General features: G+C 72.0%; 10 protein-coding genes and 1 pseudogene. 8 read left to right on the forward strand and 3 right to left on the reverse strand.

The features are described 5' to 3' along the window. The first annotated feature begins 523 nt into the window (after positions 1-523). Positions 524-3238 carry a DNA polymerase I gene (gene polA / locus DVA86_RS31385; RefSeq protein WP_208883391.1) on the forward strand — a complete coding sequence of 905 codons (2715 nt, stop codon included), beginning with the start codon at positions 524-526 and terminating at the stop codon, positions 3236-3238. A 322-nt stretch (positions 3239-3560) separates the two neighbouring features. Next, a complete protein-coding gene (locus DVA86_RS31390; protein ID WP_425470947.1) occupies positions 3561-5228 on the forward strand; it encodes a lytic transglycosylase domain-containing protein in 1668 nt (555 codons plus the stop codon). A 149-nt stretch (positions 5229-5377) separates the two neighbouring features. Here the strand turns inward: DVA86_RS31390 and DVA86_RS31395 are convergent, their stop codons facing one another. Further along, positions 5378-6223 (reverse strand): class I SAM-dependent methyltransferase, encoded by an 846-nt coding sequence (locus DVA86_RS31395; RefSeq protein WP_208883394.1) that lies wholly within the window; start codon positions 6221-6223, stop codon positions 5378-5380. 324 nt (positions 6224-6547) lie between these two features. On the opposite strand from DVA86_RS31395, the gene rpsA reads away from it, so the two are divergent. After that, positions 6548-8080 (forward strand): 30S ribosomal protein S1, encoded by a 1533-nt coding sequence (rpsA, locus tag DVA86_RS31400; protein WP_208883395.1) that lies wholly within the window; start codon positions 6548-6550, stop codon positions 8078-8080. 159 nt (positions 8081-8239) lie between these two features. Here the strand turns inward: rpsA and DVA86_RS31405 are convergent, their stop codons facing one another. Continuing rightward, positions 8240-9277: a right-handed parallel beta-helix repeat-containing protein gene (locus DVA86_RS31405; RefSeq protein WP_208883397.1), complete on the reverse strand. Its 1038-nt coding sequence runs from the start codon at positions 9275-9277 to the stop codon at positions 8240-8242. 203 nt (positions 9278-9480) lie between these two features. Here DVA86_RS31405 and DVA86_RS31410 point away from each other — a divergent pair, with 203 nt between their 5' ends. The 4 genes from DVA86_RS31410 (at position 9481) to DVA86_RS31425 (ending at position 15307) form a co-directional block, all read left to right on the forward strand. Then, complete coding sequence (locus DVA86_RS31410; protein WP_245997402.1) at positions 9481-10491, forward strand: proteasome assembly chaperone family protein; 1011 nt, start codon at positions 9481-9483, stop codon at positions 10489-10491. Positions 10492-10710: 219 nt separating this feature from the next. After that, positions 10711-13899: a hypothetical protein gene (locus tag DVA86_RS31415; RefSeq protein WP_245997403.1), complete on the forward strand. Its 3189-nt coding sequence runs from the start codon at positions 10711-10713 to the stop codon at positions 13897-13899. A gap of 10 nt (positions 13900-13909) precedes the next feature. After that, positions 13910-14506 carry a dephospho-CoA kinase gene (coaE, locus tag DVA86_RS31420; RefSeq protein ID WP_208885410.1) on the forward strand — a complete coding sequence of 199 codons (597 nt, stop codon included), beginning with the start codon at positions 13910-13912 and terminating at the stop codon, positions 14504-14506. A 423-nt stretch (positions 14507-14929) separates the two neighbouring features. Beyond that, positions 14930-15307 carry a tetratricopeptide repeat protein gene (locus DVA86_RS31425; protein WP_425471010.1) on the forward strand — a complete coding sequence of 126 codons (378 nt, stop codon included), beginning with the start codon at positions 14930-14932 and terminating at the stop codon, positions 15305-15307. 372 nt (positions 15308-15679) lie between these two features. On the opposite strand, the pseudogene DVA86_RS31430 reads toward DVA86_RS31425, so the two are convergent. After that, positions 15680-19024, reverse strand: a pseudogene (locus DVA86_RS31430) (S41 family peptidase); the annotation flags it as partial. A gap of 137 nt (positions 19025-19161) precedes the next feature. Between DVA86_RS31430 and DVA86_RS31435 the strand changes: the two are divergent. Next, on the forward strand, positions 19162-21408 hold the full coding sequence (locus tag DVA86_RS31435; protein ID WP_208883399.1) for an MMPL family transporter: 2247 nt from the start codon (positions 19162-19164) through the stop codon (positions 21406-21408). The last annotated feature ends 70 nt before the right edge of the window (positions 21409-21478 follow it).

Raw genomic sequence — 21478 nt, forward strand, 5'->3', positions numbered from 1 at the left:
AAAAAAAAAAACTGTTACTTTTCGAGCCTGTTATTTTTCTGAAATTTGACTGTTTACATCAGATTATTGTCCTTTATATCTTAGCATGGAATAACAATCTGCATTACCGATACTACTTGTTGGTTTGATTTCTTTGTTCATGATACCTAGGGACAGTCTTTGACATTTGTATCCGATGCTAGCCCCGCGCCCGCCCGCCCCAACACCGCCCACGGATTCCGCCGGACTCTCGGCGCGGTGGTTGCGCGCCGCGTCGGCGGGATGGATTCCCGCCGACGCCGACGCCGACGCCGACGCCGACGCGACGCCGCGGGCCGCATGGAGTGCGCCTGGGCGGCGCATCCGGCGGGCGTCAGCCCGCCGTGGATTCCGCGCAGCGGAAATCCTTCCGCCGCCGCGGCGCGTGACCACGATCGCGAGGGTCCGGCGGAATGCGCGACAGGCCGTCGTACGGCGTGGGGCTCGAGCCCGCCCGCACCCGTGCCGGAGTCGATTGTCAGTGGTCCGTGGGAGTATTCGGGACGTGGCAAAGACAGCATCGCAAGACACCGTTCCGCGCCTGCTCCTCATGGACGGGCACTCCCTCGCGTACCGCGCGTTCTTTGCGCTGCCCGCGGAGAACTTCTCCACCACCACCGGCCAGCCGACGAACGCGATCTACGGCTTCGCGTCGATGCTCGCGAACACCCTGCGTGACGAGGCGCCCACGCACTTCGCGGTGGCGTTCGACGTGTCGCGCAAGACCTGGCGGTCGGAGGAGTTCGCGGAGTACAAGGCGAACCGCTCCAAGACTCCCGACGAGTTCAAGGGACAGGTGGAGCTCATCGGGGAGCTGCTCGACGCGATGCGCGTCAAGCGCTTCGCCGTGGACGGGTTCGAGGCGGACGACGTCATCGCCACGCTGGCCACGCAGGCGGAGGCGGAGGGCTTCAAGGTCTCCATCGTCACCGGCGACCGGGACTGCTTCCAGCTGGTCAGCGACCAGGTCACGGTGCTGTATCCGACGAAGGGTGTCTCGGAGCTGACCCGCTTCACGCCGGAGAAGGTGCAGGAGAAGTACGGCCTGTCGCCCGAGCAGTATCCGGACTTCGCCGCCCTGCGCGGCGACCCCTCCGACAACCTGCCGGGCATCCCCGGCGTCGGCGAGAAGACCGCGGCGAAGTGGATCAACCAGTTCGGCTCGTTCGCCTCCCTCGTGGAGCGCGTCGACGAGGTGAAGGGCAAGGCGGGCGAGAAGCTCCGCGAGCACCTGCCGTCCGTGCAGCTCAACCGCCGGCTGACCGAGATGGTGCGGGACGTCGAGCTGTCCGAGCGCCCCGCCGACCTGGAGCGCGCCCCGTACGACCGGGACGCGCTGGCCGTCGTGCTGGACGCCCTGGAGTTCCGCCACCAGAACTTCCGCGAGCGGCTGTTCGCCGTGGACCCCGGTGCCGCCGAGGAGGAGCCGGCCGCCCCGGCCGCCGGCATCGCCGTGGACGGCGAGGTGCTCGGCGCGGGCGAGCTGCCCGGCTGGCTGGAGGAGCACGGCTCGGCCGGCCCGCTCGGCCTGGCCACGGCCGACGTGTGGCAGCTGGGCAGCGGCAGCGTCAGCGAGATCGCGCTGGCCGCCGTCGGCGGCCCCGCGGCCTGGTTCGACCCGGCGCAGCTGGACGAGGCCGACGAGAAGGCGTTCGCGTCGTGGATCGCGGACGCTTCCCGGCCGAAGGTGCTGCACGACGCGAAGGCCGTCATGCGGGTCTTCGCCGAGCACGGCTGGCAGGTGGACGGCGTCCGGATGGACACCGCGCTCGCGGCGTATCTGGTGAAGCCGGGCCGCCGCTCGTTCGCGCTGGACACGCTGTCGGTGGAGTATCTCGGCCGCGAGCTGGCGCCCGCGCCCGCCGAGGGCGGCGGGCAGCTGGCCCTCGGGGTGGAGGAGGACGAACAGGCCGAGGCCGACGCCCTGATGGGCAAGGCCCGCGCCATCCTCGACCTCGGGGAGGCGTTCGAGGGCAGGCTGGCGGAGGTCGGCGCGGCGGAGCTGCTGCGCGACCTGGAGCTGCCGACGTCGGCGATGCTCGCCGAGATGGAGCGGGCGGGCATCACGGCCGACCGCGAGTGGCTGACCGGCCTGGAGCAGCAGTTCGCGGACGCCGTGCAGCAGGCGGTCACGGAGGCGCACGCCGCGGTGGGCCACGAGTTCAACCTCGGCTCGCCCAAGCAGCTGCAGGAAGTCCTCTTCGGCGAGCTGGGCTTGCCCAAGACGAAGAAGACCAAGACGGGTTACACCACGGACGCGGACGCCCTCGCCTGGCTCGCGGCGCAGACCGACCACGAGCTGCCGGTGCTGATGTTGCGGTACCGCGAGCAGCAGAAGCTGCGCACCACCGTCGAGGGCCTCATCAAGACGATCGCGCCCGACGGCCGTATCCACACCACGTTCAACCAGACGGTGGCCGCCACCGGCCGGCTGTCCTCGACCGACCCGAATCTGCAGAACATCCCCGTCCGCACCGACGAGGGCCGCGCCATCCGCCGCGGCTTCCGGGTCGGCGAGGGGTACGAGTCGCTGCTGACCGCCGACTACAGCCAGATCGAGCTGCGCGTGATGGCGCACCTGTCCGACGACGAGGGCCTGCTCGAGGCGCTCACCTCGGGCGAGGACCTGCACGACACCGTCGCCTCGCAGGTGTTCGGGGTGCCCACGACGCAGGTCGACCCGGAGATGCGCCGCAAGATCAAGGCGATGTCGTACGGACTGGCGTACGGGCTCTCGGCGTTCGGGCTCTCCCAGCAGCTGAGCATCACGCCGGACGAGGCACGCAGGCTGATGGACAACTACTTCGAGCGGTTCGGCGGCGTCCGCGACTATCTGCACCGGGCCGTCGAGGAGGCGCGGGCCATCGGGTACACGGAGACCATCATGGGCCGCCGCCGCTATCTGCCGGACCTCACCAGCGACAACCGGCAGCGCCGCGAGATGGCCGAACGGATGGCGCTGAACGCCCCGATCCAGGGCACCGCCGCCGACATCGTCAAGGTCGCGATGCTCCGCGTCGCCAAGGCGCTCCGCAGCGAGCAGCTGGCGTCGCGGATGCTGCTCCAGGTGCACGACGAGATCGTCCTCGAAGTCGCCCCGGGCGAACGGGCGCAGGTCGAGGAGCTGGTGCGGCGCGAGATGGCGGGCGCGGTGGAGCTGCGGGCACCGCTGGACGTGTCGGTGGGCTCCGGCGAGGACTGGGAGTCCGCGGCGCACTGAACGGCACGCGGAGCGGGGGCCGTACGGGGGGCGGACCCGTACGGGACCGGGCGGGGCCGTGGGGAACCGCGTACGGGACCGGGACCGTACGGCGCGGTGAACGAGCGGCGTACGCGGCTCCCGCCCCCCGTCACGACTCGGCACCAGCCGCCATGAGACGCAAAGGGACGCTGACTTAGGGCCCGCAGTTGTCGTAGGGTCACCAGATGTTGGAGTCAGCAGGTCCGCAGGGGAGAGGGCGGTCTGATCGATGGCGCGATATCGCGGCAGGCACGCGGCGGCGAAATTCAGCGAGTTCAGCGGTGCCAGACTCCGCAGAAGTGTGAGCACCGCCGCCGTGGCGGCAGCGGCCATGGCCGCGCTCACGGCGTCCCAGGCCCCGGGCCTGGACGTGGTGCAGCCGGGCGGTGACGACGACGACCGGCAGTCCGAGGCGCCCGACAGCAACGGCCCCGGCGACGACTCGTATCACACCGAGCTGCCGCCGCTGGAGTCACCGGCGCCCGACGGCGATCCGGAACGCGCCGAGGGGGACGCGTCCGGAGTGCCGGCGACGGTGCTGGCGGCGTACAAGAAGGCGGAGAAGTCCCTCGCCGGTTCCGACGCCGGCTGCAGCCTGCCCTGGGAACTCCTCGCCGCCATCGGCAAGGTGGAGTCCGGGCAGGCGCGCGGCGGCGCCGTCGACAAGGCGGGCACGACGCTCAAGCCGATCCTGGGCCCGGTGCTGAACGGCGCCGGCTTCGCCCGCATCACCGACACCGACAGCGGGGTCTACGACGGCGACGCGACCTTCGACCGCGCGGTCGGCCCCATGCAGTTCATCCCGTCCACCTGGGCCCGCTGGGGCGCGGACGGGAACGGCGACGGACGCCGCGACCCCAACAACATCTTCGACGCGGCGCTGGCCGCGGGCGAGTACCTCTGCGCGGGCGAACGGAACCTGTCGGTGAAGGCCGACCTGGACCGCGCCATCCTCAGCTACAACCACTCGCAGGACTATCTGCGCACCGTCCTGTCGTGGCTGGAGTTCTACCGCAAGGGCGTGCACGAAGTGCCCGACGGTGACGGCCCGCTGCCCGACACGGACGGCCCCGGCGGCAACAGCCGCCCCGGCGGCGAGCCGTCGAAGAACCCGGGCACGCCGTCGAAGAAGCCCGGCGGCGACAAGCCGGGCGGCGACGGCGGCGGCGACAAGCCCAAGGACCCCGGCGGCGAGGACCCGGGCGGCGACAACCCCGGCGGGGAGGACCCGGGTGGCGACCCGGGCGGTGAGGACCCCGGCGGCGAGGACCCGGACGAGCCGTCCCCGGCGGTGCCCAACGCGCTGAAGCACGTGGGCGACCGGCAGCAGACGGCCATCGAGGGCACCCGGTTCGCCAAGCCCTTCAAGGTCCGTGCGACGGCCTCGGGCGGCAAGCCCGTGGACGACGTACGGGTGGAGTACGCCATCGTCGGCGCCACCGAGGCGACGTTCTCCGGCGGCGCGAAGAAGGCCACGGTCCGCACCGACGGCGACGGTGTCGCCACCGCGCCGACGCTGCGCGCGGGCGGCAAGACGGGCGAGTTCAAGGTCCGCGCCACGGTCGTCGGCCGCAGCCTCAACGCCGAGTTCACCGCCACGGTCAAGGCGAAGCCGCAGGCCGACACGGTGGCCCGCACCGACGACAAGGTGCTCACCGCGGTGGCCGGCGGCGCGTTCGCCGACGCGGTCGAGGTGAAGGCCAGCTACAAGGGCCAGGTGTCGGCCGACACCCCGATGACCGCCACGATGGTCACGGAGACGGGCACGCCCGTGGAGAACGGCCCCTTCTTCAAGGACGCCGACGGGAAGCCCGTACGCGCCCTGAAGGGCCTGAAGACGAACGACAAGGGCGTGCTGAGGCTCCCGGAGATCTTCGCGGGCGCCAAGGAGGGGACGTACCACCTCCGCATCGCCACCGGCGACGGCTCCGCACACCTGATGGTCCAGCTGAACGTCACCAAGGGCTGACGCCCGGCCGCCCGCGCCACCGCCGTGGTGCCCTGCCCTCATGGGATCCGGGGCAGCGCACCACGGCGGTACGACGCGCCCGCGCGCACCGCGGGCGCGTTCGCGCGCTCAGCCCGTACGGCCGCGCGCTCAGCCCGTACGGCCGGTTCTCAGTCCCGTTCGCAGACGAAGATCGCCGTGCCCGGGATCAGGGCACCCCGCAGCGGTGACCAGCCGCCCCACTCCTGCCGGTTCCAGGCGGGCCATTCCGGTTCCACCAGGTCCATCAGCCGGAAACCGGCGGTCACCACATCCCGTACCCGGTCGCCCATGGTCCGGTGGTGCTCGACATAGACGGCGCGGCCCGACTCGTCCTGTTCCACATACGGTGTGCGGTCGAAGTACGAGGCGGTCAGCGTCAGCCCTTCCGGGCCGGGCTCGTCGGGGAACGCCCAGCGCACCGGGTGGGTGACCGAGAAGACCAGCCGGCCGTGCGGCCGCAGCACCCGGCGGACCTCACGCAGCACCCGTACGGGGTCGGCGACGAACGGCAGCGCGCCGTACGCCGAGCAGGCCAGGTCGAACGACCCGGCCGCGAACGGCAGCGCCCCCGCGTCCCCTTCGACCAGCGCCACCGCGCCCGCCCCGCCGCCGCTGCCCGTGCCGACGGTGCCCGCCTGGTCCCCGATGCGCCGCGCGTGCTGGAGCTGCCGGTGCGAGAGGTCGAGCGCGACCGGCCGCGCGCCCTGCTCCGCGAGCCAGCGCGAGCACTGCGCCGCGCCCGCGCCGATCTCCAGCACGCGCCGTTCGCGCAGCTCCGCCACCGGGCCCAGCAGCCCCGCGTCGGCCTCGTCGAGGCCCTCCGGGCCCCACACGAAGCGGTGGTCGCCGAGGAAGTCGCCGTGTTCCCGCTGGTAGTCGTCGGCGTTCCGGTCCCACCAGGCCCGGTTCGCGCTGCTGCTCTCCGTCTCGCCGGACTCACGGCGCGTGGCCTCCGGCTCGTGGTCTTGGCTCATCGCGCCCGTCGTCGTAATGTGCGGAAAAAGCTGGTAGGGGCGGGGCCGTTGCGCCGCGCGGAGTGCCCTCCAGCGAATTGTGCCGGGAATGGGTGGTTACGCCCCGGGTGTGCTCGTTCGCGCATTGACCGTGCCCGGCTGCCCCCGTATGCTACAAGTTGCGCTGCGGGCCTGCGCTCCTCAGACATAGCAGGTCGCGCTCGCATCGTTGTATGTCCCCCAGGATTCTGTCTGAAAGGATCCGGCTGGCTGCATGTGATGCGATACGGGTTCACGGCGTAGCAGTACCTACGACTCAATGTCCGTACCGGAGCCCTTTTCCACATGACGAGCAGCACCGAGACCACCGTGACCACCCCGCAGGTTGCGGTAAACGACATCGGTTCCGAGGAAGCCTTCCTCGCCGCGATCGACGAGACGATCAAGTACTTCAACGACGGCGACATCGTCGACGGCGTCATCGTGAAGGTCGACCGGGACGAGGTCCTGCTCGACATCGGTTACAAGACCGAGGGCGTCATCCCCTCGCGCGAGCTGTCGATCAAGCACGACGTCGACCCCAACGAGGTCGTCGCCGTCGGTGACGAGATCGAGGCCCTTGTTCTCCAGAAGGAGGACAAGGAGGGGCGCCTGATCCTCTCGAAGAAGCGTGCCCAGTACGAGCGGGCCTGGGGCACGATCGAGAAGATCAAGGAAGAGGACGGGATCGTCACCGGCACCGTCATCGAGGTCGTCAAGGGTGGTCTCATCCTCGACATCGGCCTCCGTGGCTTCCTGCCGGCCTCGCTCGTCGAGATGCGCCGCGTCCGCGACCTCCAGCCCTACGTGGGCAAGGAGCTCGAAGCCAAGATCATCGAGCTGGACAAGAACCGCAACAACGTGGTCCTGTCCCGCCGTGCCTGGCTCGAGCAGACCCAGAGCGAGGTCCGCCAGACCTTCCTCACCACCCTGCAGAAGGGCCAGGTGCGCTCCGGTGTCGTCTCCTCCATCGTCAACTTCGGCGCGTTCGTGGACCTCGGCGGTGTCGACGGTCTCGTGCACGTCTCGGAGCTGTCCTGGAAGCACATCGACCACCCCTCCGAGGTCGTCGAGGTCGGCCAGGAGGTCACGGTCGAGGTCCTGGACGTCGACATGGACCGCGAGCGCGTCTCCCTGTCGCTGAAGGCGACCCAGGAAGACCCGTGGCAGCAGTTCGCCCGTACGCACCAGATCGGCCAGGTCGTTCCCGGCAAGGTCACCAAGCTGGTGCCGTTCGGCGCGTTCGTCCGGGTGGACGAGGGCATCGAGGGCCTGGTGCACATCTCCGAGCTGGCCGAGCGCCACGTGGAGATCCCGGAGCAGGTCGTCCAGGTCAACGACGAGATCTTCGTCAAGGTCATCGACATCGACCTGGAGCGCCGCCGCATCAGCCTCTCGCTGAAGCAGGCCAACGAGGCCTTCGGCGCCGACCCGTCGATCGTCGAGTTCGACCCGACGCTGTACGGCATGGCCGCCTCGTACGACGACCAGGGGAACTACATCTACCCCGAGGGCTTCGACCCGGAGGCCAACGACTGGCTCGAGGGTTACGAGAAGCAGCGCGAGGAGTGGGAGCACCAGTACGCCGAGGCGCAGGTCCGCTTCGAGCAGCACCAGGCGCAGGTCGTCAAGTCCCGCGAGGCCGACGAGCAGGCCGCGGCCGAGGGTGCCGCCTCCGGTGCCCCCGCCCAGCAGGGCGGTGGCGGCGGCGGTCAGCCGAGTGGCGGCGGCCAGGGCGGCGGGTCGTACTCCTCGGAGTCGTCCGACGACTCCGGCGCGCTGGCCTCGGACGAAGCGCTGGCGGCGCTCCGCGAGAAGCTGGCCGGAGGCCAGAGCTGATCCGCTGAGGACCGGCTGAAGGCAGCACAGCAGCAAAGCAGCACACGAGTGAGGCCCACCCCGCGCGGGGTGGGCCTCACTCGCGTGTGTACGCGGTGCGGCTGTCCGGCCGGTCTGCCGCCGTCCCTCAGGCCCTCAGGCACTCAGGCCCTCAATCCCTCAGTCGCCCACCGGAACACCGGGGTTGGTGAGGCCCTTGCCGCCCGTGACGGTGTTGTCGCCGGTCACCGTGACCGGGCAGTCCTGCTCGTCGTAGTTGGTGACGTTGATGGCGAACCGGTCTGGCCCCGAAGCGCCGTTGAGATCGGACTTGTTGCCGCGGAACACCGTGTCGCAGCCCCAGCCGTCCTGGGCGTCGTGGGTCTGGTAGCCGTCGTTGGTGGTGTTCTTGCCGGTGTTGTTCTCGACCAGCACGTCGTTGCCCTTGATGTCGACCCAGGAGTCGTCGTAATTGGCCCCGGTGAGGCCGTTCCCGTCGAAGGTGTTGCCGACGATACGGGCGCCGGTGGTGCCTTCCTTGATGTCGATGTTCTCGCCGCGGATGTCCGGGCCGAGAGTGTTGCCCTCGATGAGGATGCGGTCGCTCTTGTCGTCGGTGCCGCCCGCGCTGCCGACGTAGACGCCCTCGCCCATGCCGCGGCCGTCGTTCCCTGTGTCGTAGATCGTGGAGTTCGTGATCGAACCGTCGGAGCTGGACTCGCGGAAGTGCACGCCCTCCATGTCCAGGCCGTGCACGGTGACGGAGTCGATGTGGACGCCGTTCGCGGCGTCCATCATGATCCCCTTCTGGCCGCCGGTGACCGTGAAGCCCTCGAGTTTCCAGTGCGACGCGCCGTCCAGGTGCAGGCCGTAGCCGCCGCCCGCGGTGAGGACGGCGTCGGCGGAACCGGTCAGGGTGATGGGGGCGGAGCCGCTGCCGGACGCGGTCGTCTCGAAGTTGCCCTCGTACGTGCCGTCCGCGAGCTGGATGGTGTCGCCGGCCTGGGCCGAGCCGAGCGCGTCCTTGAGTCCGGCGGCGTCGGAGACCTCGATGACCTCGGCCGGGCCCGTGCCGTTCCCCGGACCGCTCCACGGGCCGTTCTCCGGGCCGTGCCCCGTGCCGGAGGGAGCGCCGACCGCGACCGTGCCGACGGCGATCACGGCTCCGATACCGGCCAGGGCGACCGTGGACAGGGCGGTACGTCTGCGGATGAGCATGGGGGGCTCCTCGAAGAGTGGCCGGTTCAGTGACATGAATGACGGCCGTTGACATGAACACCTCTGAGTGGTGGGGAAGTTACGGTCGCCGCACACCGCCGTCAAGGACTCTGACGCATTTGGTCTGGACCTTGACGCGCCGGTCGTGCGGGAATGCGGACCGTCACCGGCGTGTTGGCGCCTACGTAGCGAAGGAGCTGAACGTGCTGGAACCGAAGGGTTTGTACGAGTGGGAGCCCGCGGGGCTGCGGGCCGTCGACGAGATCATCGGCGGCGCCGACAGCGGCGGCCTGGTGCTCCTCTACCACTTCGAGGGCTTCATCGACGCCGGTGACACAGGCGCCCAGATCGTGGAGCAGGTGCTGGACACGCAGCCGCATCTGACCGTGGCCCGGTTCGACGTGGACCGGCTCATCGACTACCGCGCCCGCCGCCCCGCGATGACGTTCAAGCGGCACCGCTGGGTCGCGTACGAGACACCGCAGCTCGAGCTGCGCCTCGTACGGGACGCGACCGGCGCGCCGTTCCTGCTGCTGTCCGGGCCGGAACCGGACGTGGAGTGGGAGCGGTTCACCGAGGCGATCCGCGAGATCGTCGAACGCACCGGCGTGCGGCTGGCGGTGACGTTCCACGGCATCCCGATGGGCGTGCCGCACACGCGGCCCGTCGGCCTCACGCCGCACGGCAGCCGCACCGACCTGGTGCCGGGCTACCGTTCGCCGTTCGACGAAGCGCAGGTGCCGGGCAGCGCGGCGGCGCTGGCGGAGCTGCGACTGAGCGAGTACGGGCACGACGTCGTCGGCGTCGCCGCCCACGTGCCGCACTACATCGCGCGCTCGACGTACCCGGACGCGGCCCTCGTCGTCCTCGAATCGATCACCTCCGCCACCGGGCTGGTCCTCCCGGACATCGCGCTGCGGCTGCGCAGCGCGGCACTCAAAACACAGAACGAGATCGAACGGCAGCTCGCGGAAGGCGACGACGAACTCGTCTCCGTCGTACGGGGGCTGGAGCAGCAGTACGACGCGGTGGCGGGGGCCGAGACGCGCGGGAACCTGGTCGCGGAGGCCGTCGACCTGCCGTCCGCGGACGAACTGGGCGAGGTCTTCGAGCGCTTCCTCGCCGACCTGGGCGGCGGGGACCCCGGCCTCGGGCCGGAGCCGGGAACCGGGCCGGGCAACGGGCAGGGCACCGGGCCCGGCGACGACGGCTGACGGGCGGGGCCGCCCGCATCTTCCGGGGAAAAGCGGGTGCGGGACCGGCCGTCCGCAGGGGATGGTTGTCGTGCGCGGGGGCGGCTCCGGGCTGTGCTTCCTTCTCCTTCCTCTCTGAAAAGAAACCAGTAGCGCACCTACTCTCCGCCCCCGCGTTCCGCATGTCCTGCCACGGGGGCGGCATGCGTCACGGGGACGAGGGGGACGGGGGACGCCGGTATGGACGCCGACGACGTGGACCAGGTGCTGCTGCGCCGCCGCCACGCGGTGTGGGTGCGGCCGGAGCGTGCGGACGAGCACGCGGGAGGGCATACGTACGAGGGCGGGGGCGCGACCGGAAACGCGGACACGGCCGTGTACGCGCGGGGGGACATGCGGGGGGATGTGCGCGGGGACGCGCCCGTGCCGGCGCGCCGTACCGCCGAGGGCCTGACCGCACTCGACGCCGAACTCGCCGACCGCGGCCACCTGTTGACCGCCCCGCTGCGCCAGGCCCTCGCCGCGCTGCCCCACGACGCCCTCGCCGAGCAGGGCAAGCGGCTGCTGGCCGGCGTCGACGCGCTGCTCGGCGCGGACCGTACGCACCTGCCGCTGTTCCGGGACTTCCCGGAGTCCGTCCCGTACGGGGACGCCCACAGCCTCTACACCACCCGTATCCGCGCCTTCCTCGCCGCGCAGCCCGACCAGCCCTGCATGGTCTGCGGGGCGGTGCCGGGCGGCGCCGGCCAACTGCGGGGCTGCGGCCACCTCGTGTGCCGCCACTGCTGGGCGGTCGCCGGGTGGTCGTGCTGCGAGGAGTGCTGCGACTGGTTCGACTGCCCTGTCTGCCTGGAGCGTTACCCGACGGGGGAGCCGACCTCGCCCTGGGAGGACCGGGACCGGGACCGGGACCGCGGCAGGGTGCCGGAGCCCGATCGGGACCGGGAGCCGGACCGGAAGCCGGGCCGGGGCGCGACTCCGGGCGCCGACGGCGTGCTGCGCTTGCTCCACCTCGCGCCGTCGCGCGCCGCCGCCGTCCACGCCGAGTTGGCCGCGCTCCTCGCCCGCCGCACCCCGCTGAACCCGCAGGACCACGACGACCTGTACGTGCTGCTCGCCGGGGCCGCCGAGGCCGCCGAGGCCGCCGGGGCCGCCGGGGCCGCCGGGGCCGCCAACACCCCGCACGCGCCGGGCGACCCGGGCACGGCGCCGGGCTGGCTGCCCGCGCGCATCCCGCTGCGCGAGAGCAAGGCGCTGGCCCTGGACGTACTGCTCGGCGGCACCCCGGACCCCGGGACGTACGCGGAGATCCTGCGCGCCCGCGTCGACACCGCGACCGACGTGCTGCGCCTGCTGTGCGTCCGTTCCGGCGGCGACCCCGACCTGCTGACGCCGCCGCATCGCATCACCGGCCTGCCGCGCCCGCTGCGCCGCGTGCTGCTCCAACTGCTCGACGGCCTGCCCTTCGCGTCGCTCGCCGAGGACCTGGCCCGGCACCCGGTGCTGTGGAAGCGGGTGGCCGAGCGGCTGCACCCCTTCGAGTACGCGGCCCGGCACCCGCGCGCCGCGCTGGCCTTCGCCGCACTGCGCGGCACGGACGTCACCACGGGCACGCCTCTGGCCGAGCTGCTGATCGCCGAGGCCGGACGGCACCCGGACCACATACGCCTCACCGGCCGCAGACTGCGGCTGACCACCTGGGCGGCGCGCGTGGAAGACGCGCTGGCGTCGTACGACGTGGCCACCGCCGCCGCGCTGCTCGCCGCCCGGCCCGGCGAACTGCTGCGCCGCCTCGGCCAGTTGCTCAGCCGCGCCGCCGCGACGGGCGGCCCGCTGCCGGACGCCGTGACCGACGCGCTCGCGCACGCGCTGCCGAAGACAGCGCCCGGGCCGCTCCTGGGCGCACTCGGCGCGCTGCGCGCCCGCGCGCTGCCGCAGGGCGGGGGCGGCAAGCCGGCGGCGTACGCCACGGCGCCGCTGCCCGCGAGCCGTTACGTGTACGGGGCGTACGGCGCGTACGGCGCGTACGGGGGCGACGGCGCGTACGACACCGGCCCGCGCCGCGTGTTCTTCCCGCGCGGCAGCCTGACCCGCGCCTTCGCGGTGCCCGACCAGCGCCCTGGGCTGGCCCCCGACGTGGTGGCGAGCGTGTGCGCGCTGCTCGAGGGCGAGATCCTGGACCGGCTCGCGGCGGGGGTGCGTACGGGAGAGGCCCCGGCGCTCGCGCCTGCGCCCGCGCCCTCGCCCGCACCCGCCCCGTACGACGCCGCCGTCCTGGACACCGGCCTCGCCGACCTCCCCGTGCCCGCCGCCGAACGCGGCGCCGCCGCGTCCCTCGTCGCCATCCCGCGCGGCAGCGCGCTGCCGATGCCGGGCGCGGACGGCCGCGTACGGCTGTTCCTGCACTGGACGCAGCCGCGCGGCGTGCGCGTGGACCTCGACCTGTCCGTCGCGATGTACGACGAGACCTGGCGTTTCCTGGGCCTCTGCGACTACACACGCCTCGAGTACGCGGGCGGCGCCGCCGTCCACTCCGGCGACCTCACGTCGGCGCCCGCGCCGCACGGCGCCACCGAGTACGTGGACCTCGACCCGGCGCGGCTGGCGAAGGCGGGCGTACGGCACCTGGTCACCGTCGTCTTCTCGTACAACGACGTGCCCTTCGAGGAACTGCCGGACGCCTTCGCGGGCTTCATGCGCCTCGACGCCGAAGACGGCGGGGCGGGCGCGACCGGTGCGGCCGAGCAGGGGGCGCGTGGTGCCCGGCGTACGCGTCGCCGTGCGCGCCGCGCCGCGGCCGCCGGGCCGCCCCCGCAGTACGACCCGCGTACGGTCCGGCAGCGCTTCGACCTCACCGGCGACACGAAGATCAGCGTGCCGATGACGGTCGACCTGTCGGCACGGCAGGCGCTGTGGACCGACGTCACGCTGGGCAGCGAGGGCGTCGGGCACAACGTCTGGCGGTACCGGAACCGGCTCGCCGCCCTCGGCCGCGACATGACCGACGCGTACCGCACCGGCACCCGCACCACGCTGTGGGACCTTGCGTGCTGGCACGCGGCGGCCCGTACGCGCGCGGGCGCGCCGGTCCTCGTACGGGCGTCGGCCGCGCCCGGGGGAGCGGAGCCGCACGCGTCGCGGGCGACCGACCTGCACACGTACCGGCGCCGCCGGGACGAGTCCCTGCCCGCCTTCGCCGCACGGCTGCGCGAGGGCTGGGCACCGGACGGAGTCGCGCGCGGCACCGCGCCCGCGCTCGAACCGGGCACGCGCGCCTTCTGCGCCCTCGTACAGGCCGACCTCCCCGGGCTGCCCGGCGACGTGACGGGGACGGCGTACCGGCTGTTCCCCGGCCCGTCCGACGCGGCCGCGCTGGAGCGGGTCACGGCGGGCGACCTCGTGGCGGAGCTGGCACCGCGCACCGTATAGCGTGGCGCGCATGGTGAAGGTGGGACTGACGGGCGGCATCGGCGCGGGCAAGAGCGAGGTGTCGCGGCTGTTCGCCTCGTACGGCGCGGTGATCGTGGACGCGGACCGCATCGCGCGGGAGGTCGTGGCGCCGGGTACGGAGGGGCTGCGGGCGGTCGTCGAGGAGTTCGGTGAGGACGTCCTCGGCCCCGACGGCGGCCTGGACCGGCCGAAGCTCGGCAAACTCGTCTTCGGCGACACGGGGCGGCTGGCCGCCCTGAACGCCATCGTGCACCCGCTGGTGGCCGCCCGCTCCGCGGAAGTGGAGGCGGCGGCCGGGCCGGACGCGGTGGTCGTCCACGATGTGCCGCTGCTCACCGAGAACGGCCTCGCGCCGCTGTACGACCGGGTGATCGTCGTGGACGCGTCGCCGGAGACCCAACTCGACCGGCTGGTACGGCTGCGCGGCATGACGGAAGCGGAAGCCCGCGCCCGGATGGCGGCGCAGGCGACGCGGGAGGAACGGCTGGCGGTGGCCGACGTGGTGATCGACAACGACGGCCCGCTGGAGGGGCTGGAACCGCAGGTCCGCAAGATCTGGCACGAGCTGCGGGGTGCCGGGGGCTGAGCGCGTGCGCCCCAGCCCTCTAAGCCCGTTCGGCGTTTGAGGACGGACCGGGGCCGTCGCCGGGTGGGTGTGTGTCCGCTTGCTGAGCGTCAACGGGGCGGTTGTGGGCCCACGGGCTGGATGGTGGGCCGTGAGCCTGTGGTGGCGGGCACGTTGTCGGTGGCCGGGGGCCGTCTTCAAGCGCCGGACGGGCTGGATTTGGCTTGGGTCCGCTGCGACATCTGGCCGGGCGCAGGTTGTCGGTGGTCGAGGGTCGTCCTCAAGCGCCGGACGGGCTGGTGAGTAGTGGGAGAGGGCCGTCGCGGGCATGTATTCCACGTCGTGCGGTCCGCCGTTCCCGTTCGCGTCCCGGGACGCGCGGCCCGCTGACGCGGGCCGGAATACGCGGGCCGCGTGGGGCGTTGTCGGCCCCGTACGCACCAGGTGAGGAGGATCTCTGTGTCCGAGTCCACGGCCTCGACCCACGTCATCGGATTCCGCGCGGCCGAGCAGCTGCTCGCTGCCCGTGATCCGCGCGGTGCTGTCAAACTGCTGGAGCCGGTCGTCGCCGCCCACCCCGAGAACACCGCCGCCCGGCTGCTCCGCGCCCGCGCCTACTTCCTGAGCGCCCAACTGCGGTCTGCCGAGAGCGAATTCCAGACGGTGCTGGAGCGGGAGCCGGACAACGCGTTCGCCCACTTCGCACTCGCCCGTACGCTGCAGCGCGCCGACCGGGGCGACGAGGCGCGCCGCCATTTCCGGCTGGCCGCCGCGCTCGACCCGCGCCCCGACTTCGTCGAGGCGGCGGACTTCCCGGACTGACGGCCGTACTGGCAGTACCGCAACCGGCCCTACGCCCGGCGCATGATCACGCGCCGGGCGTAGCCGCGTGCGGGGGTCGGCGGGCCGGGTTCGTACGGCGGTCCGCGATGTCCCGTGGGGTGGCGCGTCCTGGGCTACCGCTCCGGGGCCCGGCCGCACACAATGCGGAGGCCGGACCGAAGCACAGCCCGAACCCCACCGGGAGGAACTGTGAGACGCGGACGTAGACCCAGCCCCAGACCCCACCTCGGACCCAGCCCCGCAGCCCGTACTTACACTGCCAAACCAATCGTGCTTTTGCTTGAGTAAGACCGCCACCGCCGCGTTCTCCACGTGAGCCTTCGTCGGCAGAGTCAGATGTGTATAAAGGACAGGCGGCAGCGGAGGCCGCCGCAGGTCGGGTACGCCGCTGTAGTCCGGTGGTACGGACGCCGGGTGCTGTTCCAGCCGGTCCAACGCGGTCCGTACGGCGGCGCGCAGCACCGTGTGATGCCCCTCCGCCCAGTCCAGCGGAGTGCGCAGCACCTCGATGTCCGGTGCCACGCCGTGGTTCTCGACGGACCAGCCGTACGCGTCGAACCACGCCGCGTTCATCGGCACCGTGATCACCGTGCCGTCCATCAGCCGGTGCCGCCCGGTCATGCCCACCACGCCGCCCCACGTACGGCTGCCCACGACGGGCCCCAGCCCGAGCAGCCGGAACGCGGCGGTGATCATGTCGCCGTCGGAGGACGTCGCCTCGTCGGCGAGCGCGACGACCGGGCCGCGCGGGGCGTTGCCGGCGTAGCTCACGGGCTGTGCGTCGCGGGTGAGGTCCCAGCCGAGGATGACCCTCGTCAGCTTCTCGATGACAAGTTCGCTGATGTGGCCGCCGGCGTTGCCGCGTACGTCCACGATCAGCGCGGGCCGCGACACCTCCATCCGCAGGTCCCGGTTGAACTGGGCCCAGCCCGAGCCGCCCATGTCGGGGATGTGCAGGTAGCCGCACTTGCCGCCGCTGAGTTCGCGTACGACCTCGCGCCGCCGGGCCACCCAGTCCTGGTAGCGCAGCGGCCGCTCGTTCACCAGCGGGACGACGGCGACGCGGCGCGGCGGGCGCTCCGGGTCGGAGCGCGAGAACGTCAGCTCCACGGTCGTGCCGCCCGCCGCGGACAGCAGCGGCGCCGGCCCGGCGACCGGGTCGACCGGCCGCCCGTCCACGTGCGTCAGGGTGGCGCCCTCCCGGATGCCGGAGCCGGCCAGTGGCGAACGGGCCCTGGAGTCCGAGGAGTTGCCGGGCAGGATGCGGGCGATCTGCCACTCGCCCGCCTCCGTACGGGAGAAGTTGGCGCCGAGCAGCCCGATGGGCCGCTGGTAGTGCGGCGGGCCCTCGTTGCGGCGGGCGGCGGTGACGTACGCGTGGGAGGTGCCCAGTTCGCCGAGGACCTCGCGGAGCAGGTCGGCGAACTCGTCGGGGGACGCGATCCGTTCGACCAGCGGCCGGTACTGGTCCAGTACGGCGTCCCAGTCGATGCCGCACATGTGCGGCTCCCAGAAGTACGCCCGGATGAGCCGCCCCGCCTCGTCGAACGCCTGCCGCCACTCCGCCGCCGGATCCACCTCGTGCAGGATGCGGCGCAGGTCGAGGGGAGTGGTGGAGTCGGCGTCGGCGAGCTCGTTGGAGGGGATGACGCGCAGGTCGCCGCTGTCGCTGACGACCAGCCGGGTGCCGTCGCCGCTGAGCGAGAACCAGTCGACGTAGCCGCTGAGTTCGGTGCGCCGCGCCTTCACCAGGTCGAAGTGCTCCAGCGTGGGGCGGCCGGAGGTGTCGGCCGGGTTGACGAAGGTCTCGCCGAGCGCGCCGGAGATGGGGTAGCGCAGCCAGATGAGGCCGCCCCCGGCCACCGGGCGCAGCGCCGCGTACTTGGACGCGGCCACCGGGAACGGCGTCACGCGGCTCGCCAGCCCCTCCGCCTCGACCAGTACGGTGCCGCTCTCGGCCGCGCAGTCCTGCGGGTCGAGGCCGCCGGCCGCGGGCCGCCCGTCGGGGGACAGGGCGAATGGGGAGTGCGTCGCGGAGGACAGCGGCACCAGGTACGGGCGGCAGCCCAGCGGGAACGAAAGGTCGCCGGTGTGCACGTCGTACACGGGGTCGAAGCCGCGCCAGGAGAGAAACGCCAGATAGCGCCCGTCGTGCGTGAACACCGGCTGCTCGTCCTCGAACCGGCCGTCCGTCACGTCGATGACCGTACGGCTGCCGTCCAGCTTCACGATCTTGATCTGGCTGAGCGAGCGCCCGATGCCCGGGTGCGCCCAGGCCAGCCAGCGGGAGTCCGGGGAGTACGCGAGGTCGTGGACGGGGCCGTTCACGGACCGGATCACCTCGGTGACGCTGCCGCCCGTGCCGCCGTCGTCGTCCCCTTCGGATGGTTCCGGGACGCGTACGTCCACCAGCAGCAGCCGCCCGTCGTGCGAGGCCACCGCGACCGACTCGCCGTCCGGCGCGGCGCTCATCTCCCGCACCCGGCCCAGCCGGCCCGTGCCGACCCGGCGCGGCGTGCTGGGGCGGGTCGCGCGGGGCAGGTCCGCGATCTCGATGCCGTCCTCGCCGTCCGCGTCCGTGACGTACGCGATCTGCCCGCTGTCGCCGAGCATCACGGGCTGCCGCACCCGTACGCCGTGGGTGTCGGCGATCGTACGGGCGGGCCCGTCGCGGTGCGTCAGCCAGTACAGGCTGCCGCGTACGCACACGGCGCTGGCCCGCCCGGTGTGGTCGGCGGCGAGCGAGTCGACGTTGGCGGCGGCGGGCACCTGGTACGTACGGCGGCCGGCGCGCGGCCCGCCCAGCCGTACGCGGAGGCGGCGCGGGGTGCCTCCGGGGGAGAAGTCGTCGGCGAGCCAGATCTCGCCCGCGCACTGGTAGACGACGCGCTTGCCGTCGGTTGCGGCGTGGCGGGCGTAGAAGTCGTCGTGGTCGGTGTGGCGGCGCAGGCCGGTGCCGTCCGGCAGACACGAGTAGAGGTTGCCGACGCCCTCGTGGTCGGAGAGGAACGCGATCCGCTCGCCGACGAACATGGGGCAGTCCAGGTGGCCGTTCAGCTCCGGCAGCAGCCGTTCGCCGCCGAGCCACAGCCGGCCGGTGGCGCCGCCGCGGTACCGCTTCCAGGAGGCCGGTTCGTGCGGCGGCGTGCCCGCTAGCAGCAGCGTACGGCGCTCGCCGGCGTGTCCGCCGTCCTGCCCGCCGCCGCGTTCGGTCATCGCGAGGTGCGCGACCGGGCCCCAGGGGAGCTGGCTGCCGGGGCCGCCGTCGGTGGGCACGCGGTAGGACCAGGTGAAGTGCGAGAACGGCTGGCCGTGTGAGGCGACGGCGAGGATGTCCGTACGCCCCTCGCGGTCCGGCGGCGCCCAGCCGCAGACGCGGGTGTCGGTCGAGCCCCAGTAGGTGAGCCGCCGGGCCGGTCCGCCGGCCACGGGCGCGAGATGGACCTCGGGATCGAGGCTGCGCCAGTTGGTGAACGCGATGTGGCGGCCGTCCGGTGAGAAGCGGGGGTGTCCGATGCGGGTACGGTCGACGGTGAGCCGCCACGCGCGGTCCGGCTCCGTACGGTTCGTACGGTCCGGGCGTCCGGCGGGGGCGAGTGGCGCCACCCACAGATCGTCCTCGGCGCTGAAGCAGATCAGATCGCCGTGCAGGTGTGGAAACCGGAGATAAGCGCCGTTTTCGGTCACCTCTCCCATTCTTCGGGGCGATTGCCGAGTGGCAAGTTGTGACTTGGCTCTCATCTCGGGCCAAGGCTCATCCCTGTCGTAAGAGTCGGCGTCTTTTGGCGTGGACTGTCATTGCCCCTGCGACCCGAGACCGGAGAACCAGCCTCGTGGCCACCCTTCTGTACAAACTAGGCAGACTCGCCTTCCGGCGCCGCCGCATCGTCGCCCTTCTGTGGGTGGCGCTGCTCGTGGCCGCGGGAGTGGGCGCCTCCACCGCATCCGCACCACCCGAGGACGACTTCGCGCTGCCCGGCACGGAGGCCCAGAAGGCCTTCGACGTGATGGAGGAGCGCTTCCCCGACGCGGCCGCCGAGGGCGCGACCGCCAGGATGGTCTTCAAGGCGCCGAACGGCGAGAAGATCACCGCCACCGACAACAAGGCCGCCGTCAAGAAGGCCGCGGACGGCCTGAAGACCGAGCAGACCGCGGCCGTCGCCGACCCGTTCGCCCCCGGCAGCGGTGCCATCAGCGAAAAGGGCGACATCGCGTACGTCTCGGTGACCTACAAGGTCCCCACCAACGAGCTCGAGGACTCGACCCGCGACGGCATCGAGGACACCGCCCAGCAGGCGCGTGACACCGGGCTCGCCGTCGAGACGGGTGGCGACGCGCTGATGGTCGAGCCCGAGATGGGCAGCGCCGAGATCTTCGGCATCGGCGTCGCCGCGATCGTGCTGATCATCACCTTCGGCTCGCTGGTCGCCGCCGGGCTGCCGCTGATCACCGCGCTGATCGGCGTCATGATCGGCATCTCGTCCATCGCGGCGCTCGGTGCCACGCTCGGACTCTCGGCCACCACCTCGACGCTCGCGATGATGATCGGCCTCGCGGTCGGCATCGACTACGCCCTCTTCATCGCGTCCCGCTACCGGGCTGAGCTGATCGAGGGCAGAGAACGGGAGGACGCCGCGGGACGGGCGGTGGGCACCGCCGGTTCGGCCGTGGTGTTCGCCGGGCTGACGGTCGTGATCGCGCTGGCCGGGCTGGCGATCGTCAACATCCCGGTCCTGACCAAGATGGGTCTGGCGGCAGCCGGCACGGTGGTCATCGCCGTCCTGGTCGCCATCACCCTGGTGCCCGCGGCGCTCGGCATGGTCGGCAAGCGCATCTTCGGCCGCAAGGTGCGCAAGGCCAACCCGGAGACCGGCGTGCCCACGCCCGCACCGGGCGACAAGGCCAACGCGGGCACCCGCTGGGCGCAGTTCGTGCTGCGCCGTCCCGTACTGGTGCTGGTGACCGCCGTGCTGGGGCTCGGCGTGATCGCGCTGCCGGTGTCCAGCATGTCGCTCGGCCTGCCGGACGAGGGCAACCAGCCGACGGACACCACCCAGCGCAAGGCGTACGACATGCTGTCCGACGCCTTCGGGCCGGGCTTCAACGGTCCGCTGATGCTGGTCATGGACACCCGCGGCAGCGACGACCCGAAGGCCGCCGCCAAGGAGGTCCAAGAGACCGTCAAGGGCGTGGACGGCGTCGTCAGCGTCAGCCCCGCCACGTTCAACAAGGGCGGCGACACCGCCACCATCACCGCCATACCGGACGCCGGGCCGAGCGACGCGGACACCGAGACGGTCGTGAAGAACATCCGCGGCGAAGCGGGCTCCATCGAGAAGAGCACCGGGGCCAAGCTGCTCGTCAGCGGCTCGACCGCGGTCGCGATCGACTTCTCGCAGGTGATGAACGACGCGCTGGTGCCGTATCTGTCGCTGGTCGTCGGGCTCGCGTTCCTGCTGCTGATGCTGGTCTTCCGGTCGGTGCTGGTGCCGCTCAAGGCGGCGCTCGGCTTCCTGCTGTCCGTGCTGGCCGCGCTCGGCGCGGTGGTCGCGGTGTTCCAGTGGGGCTGGCTGGCCGGTGCGATCGGCGTGGAGCAGACCGGGCCGATCATGAGCATGATGCCGATCTTCATGGTCGGGGTGATCTTCGGCCTGGCGATGGACTACGAGGTGTTCCTCGTGACGCGTATGCGCGAGACGTACGTGCACGGGGAGACCGCGTCCGAGGCCGTCACCTCCGGCTTCAAGCTCGGCGCACGCGTGGTCAGCGCGGCAGGCGTCATCATGATCAGCGTCTTCGCCGGGTTCATCGGGGCGTCGGACGCGATGATCAAGATGATGGGCTTCGGGCTCGCGATCGCGATCCTCTTCGACGCGTTCGTGGTCCGCATGGCCATCGTCCCGGCGGTCCTCGGACTGCTCGGCGACAAGGCGTGGTGGCTGCCGCGCTGGCTGGACAGGATGCTGCCGAACGTGGACGTGGAAGGCGAGAAGCTGCGCAAGCAGCTCGACGGGCCGGGCGGATACCCGGACACGCCGACCATGCCGCTGCAGCGGCAGCACGAGACCAGCGGCGTCTGACGCGCCGCACGGTCACCAGTCACGGCCGCCGCCACGGGCCGTGACCGGCAGGTCCGGCAGGACCACACGG

It is taken from the genome of Streptomyces armeniacus, from assembly GCF_003355155.1.
GTDB classification, from domain to species: domain Bacteria; phylum Actinomycetota; class Actinomycetes; order Streptomycetales; family Streptomycetaceae; genus Streptomyces; species Streptomyces armeniacus.

Coding starts and splice junctions, on each gene's coding strand:
- DVA86_RS31395 (WP_208883394.1), bottom strand. CDS start 6,223: ATGAGCCAAGACCACGAGCCGGAGGCCACGCGCCGTGAGTCCGGCGAG.
- rpsA (WP_208883395.1), top strand. CDS start 6,548: ATGACGAGCAGCACCGAGACCACCGTGACCACCCCGCAGGTTGCGGTA.
- DVA86_RS31405 (WP_208883397.1), bottom strand. CDS start 9,277: ATGCTCATCCGCAGACGTACCGCCCTGTCCACGGTCGCCCTGGCCGGT.
- DVA86_RS31415 (WP_245997403.1), top strand. CDS start 10,711: ATGGACGCCGACGACGTGGACCAGGTGCTGCTGCGCCGCCGCCACGCG.
- coaE (WP_208885410.1), top strand. CDS start 13,910: ATGGTGAAGGTGGGACTGACGGGCGGCATCGGCGCGGGCAAGAGCGAG.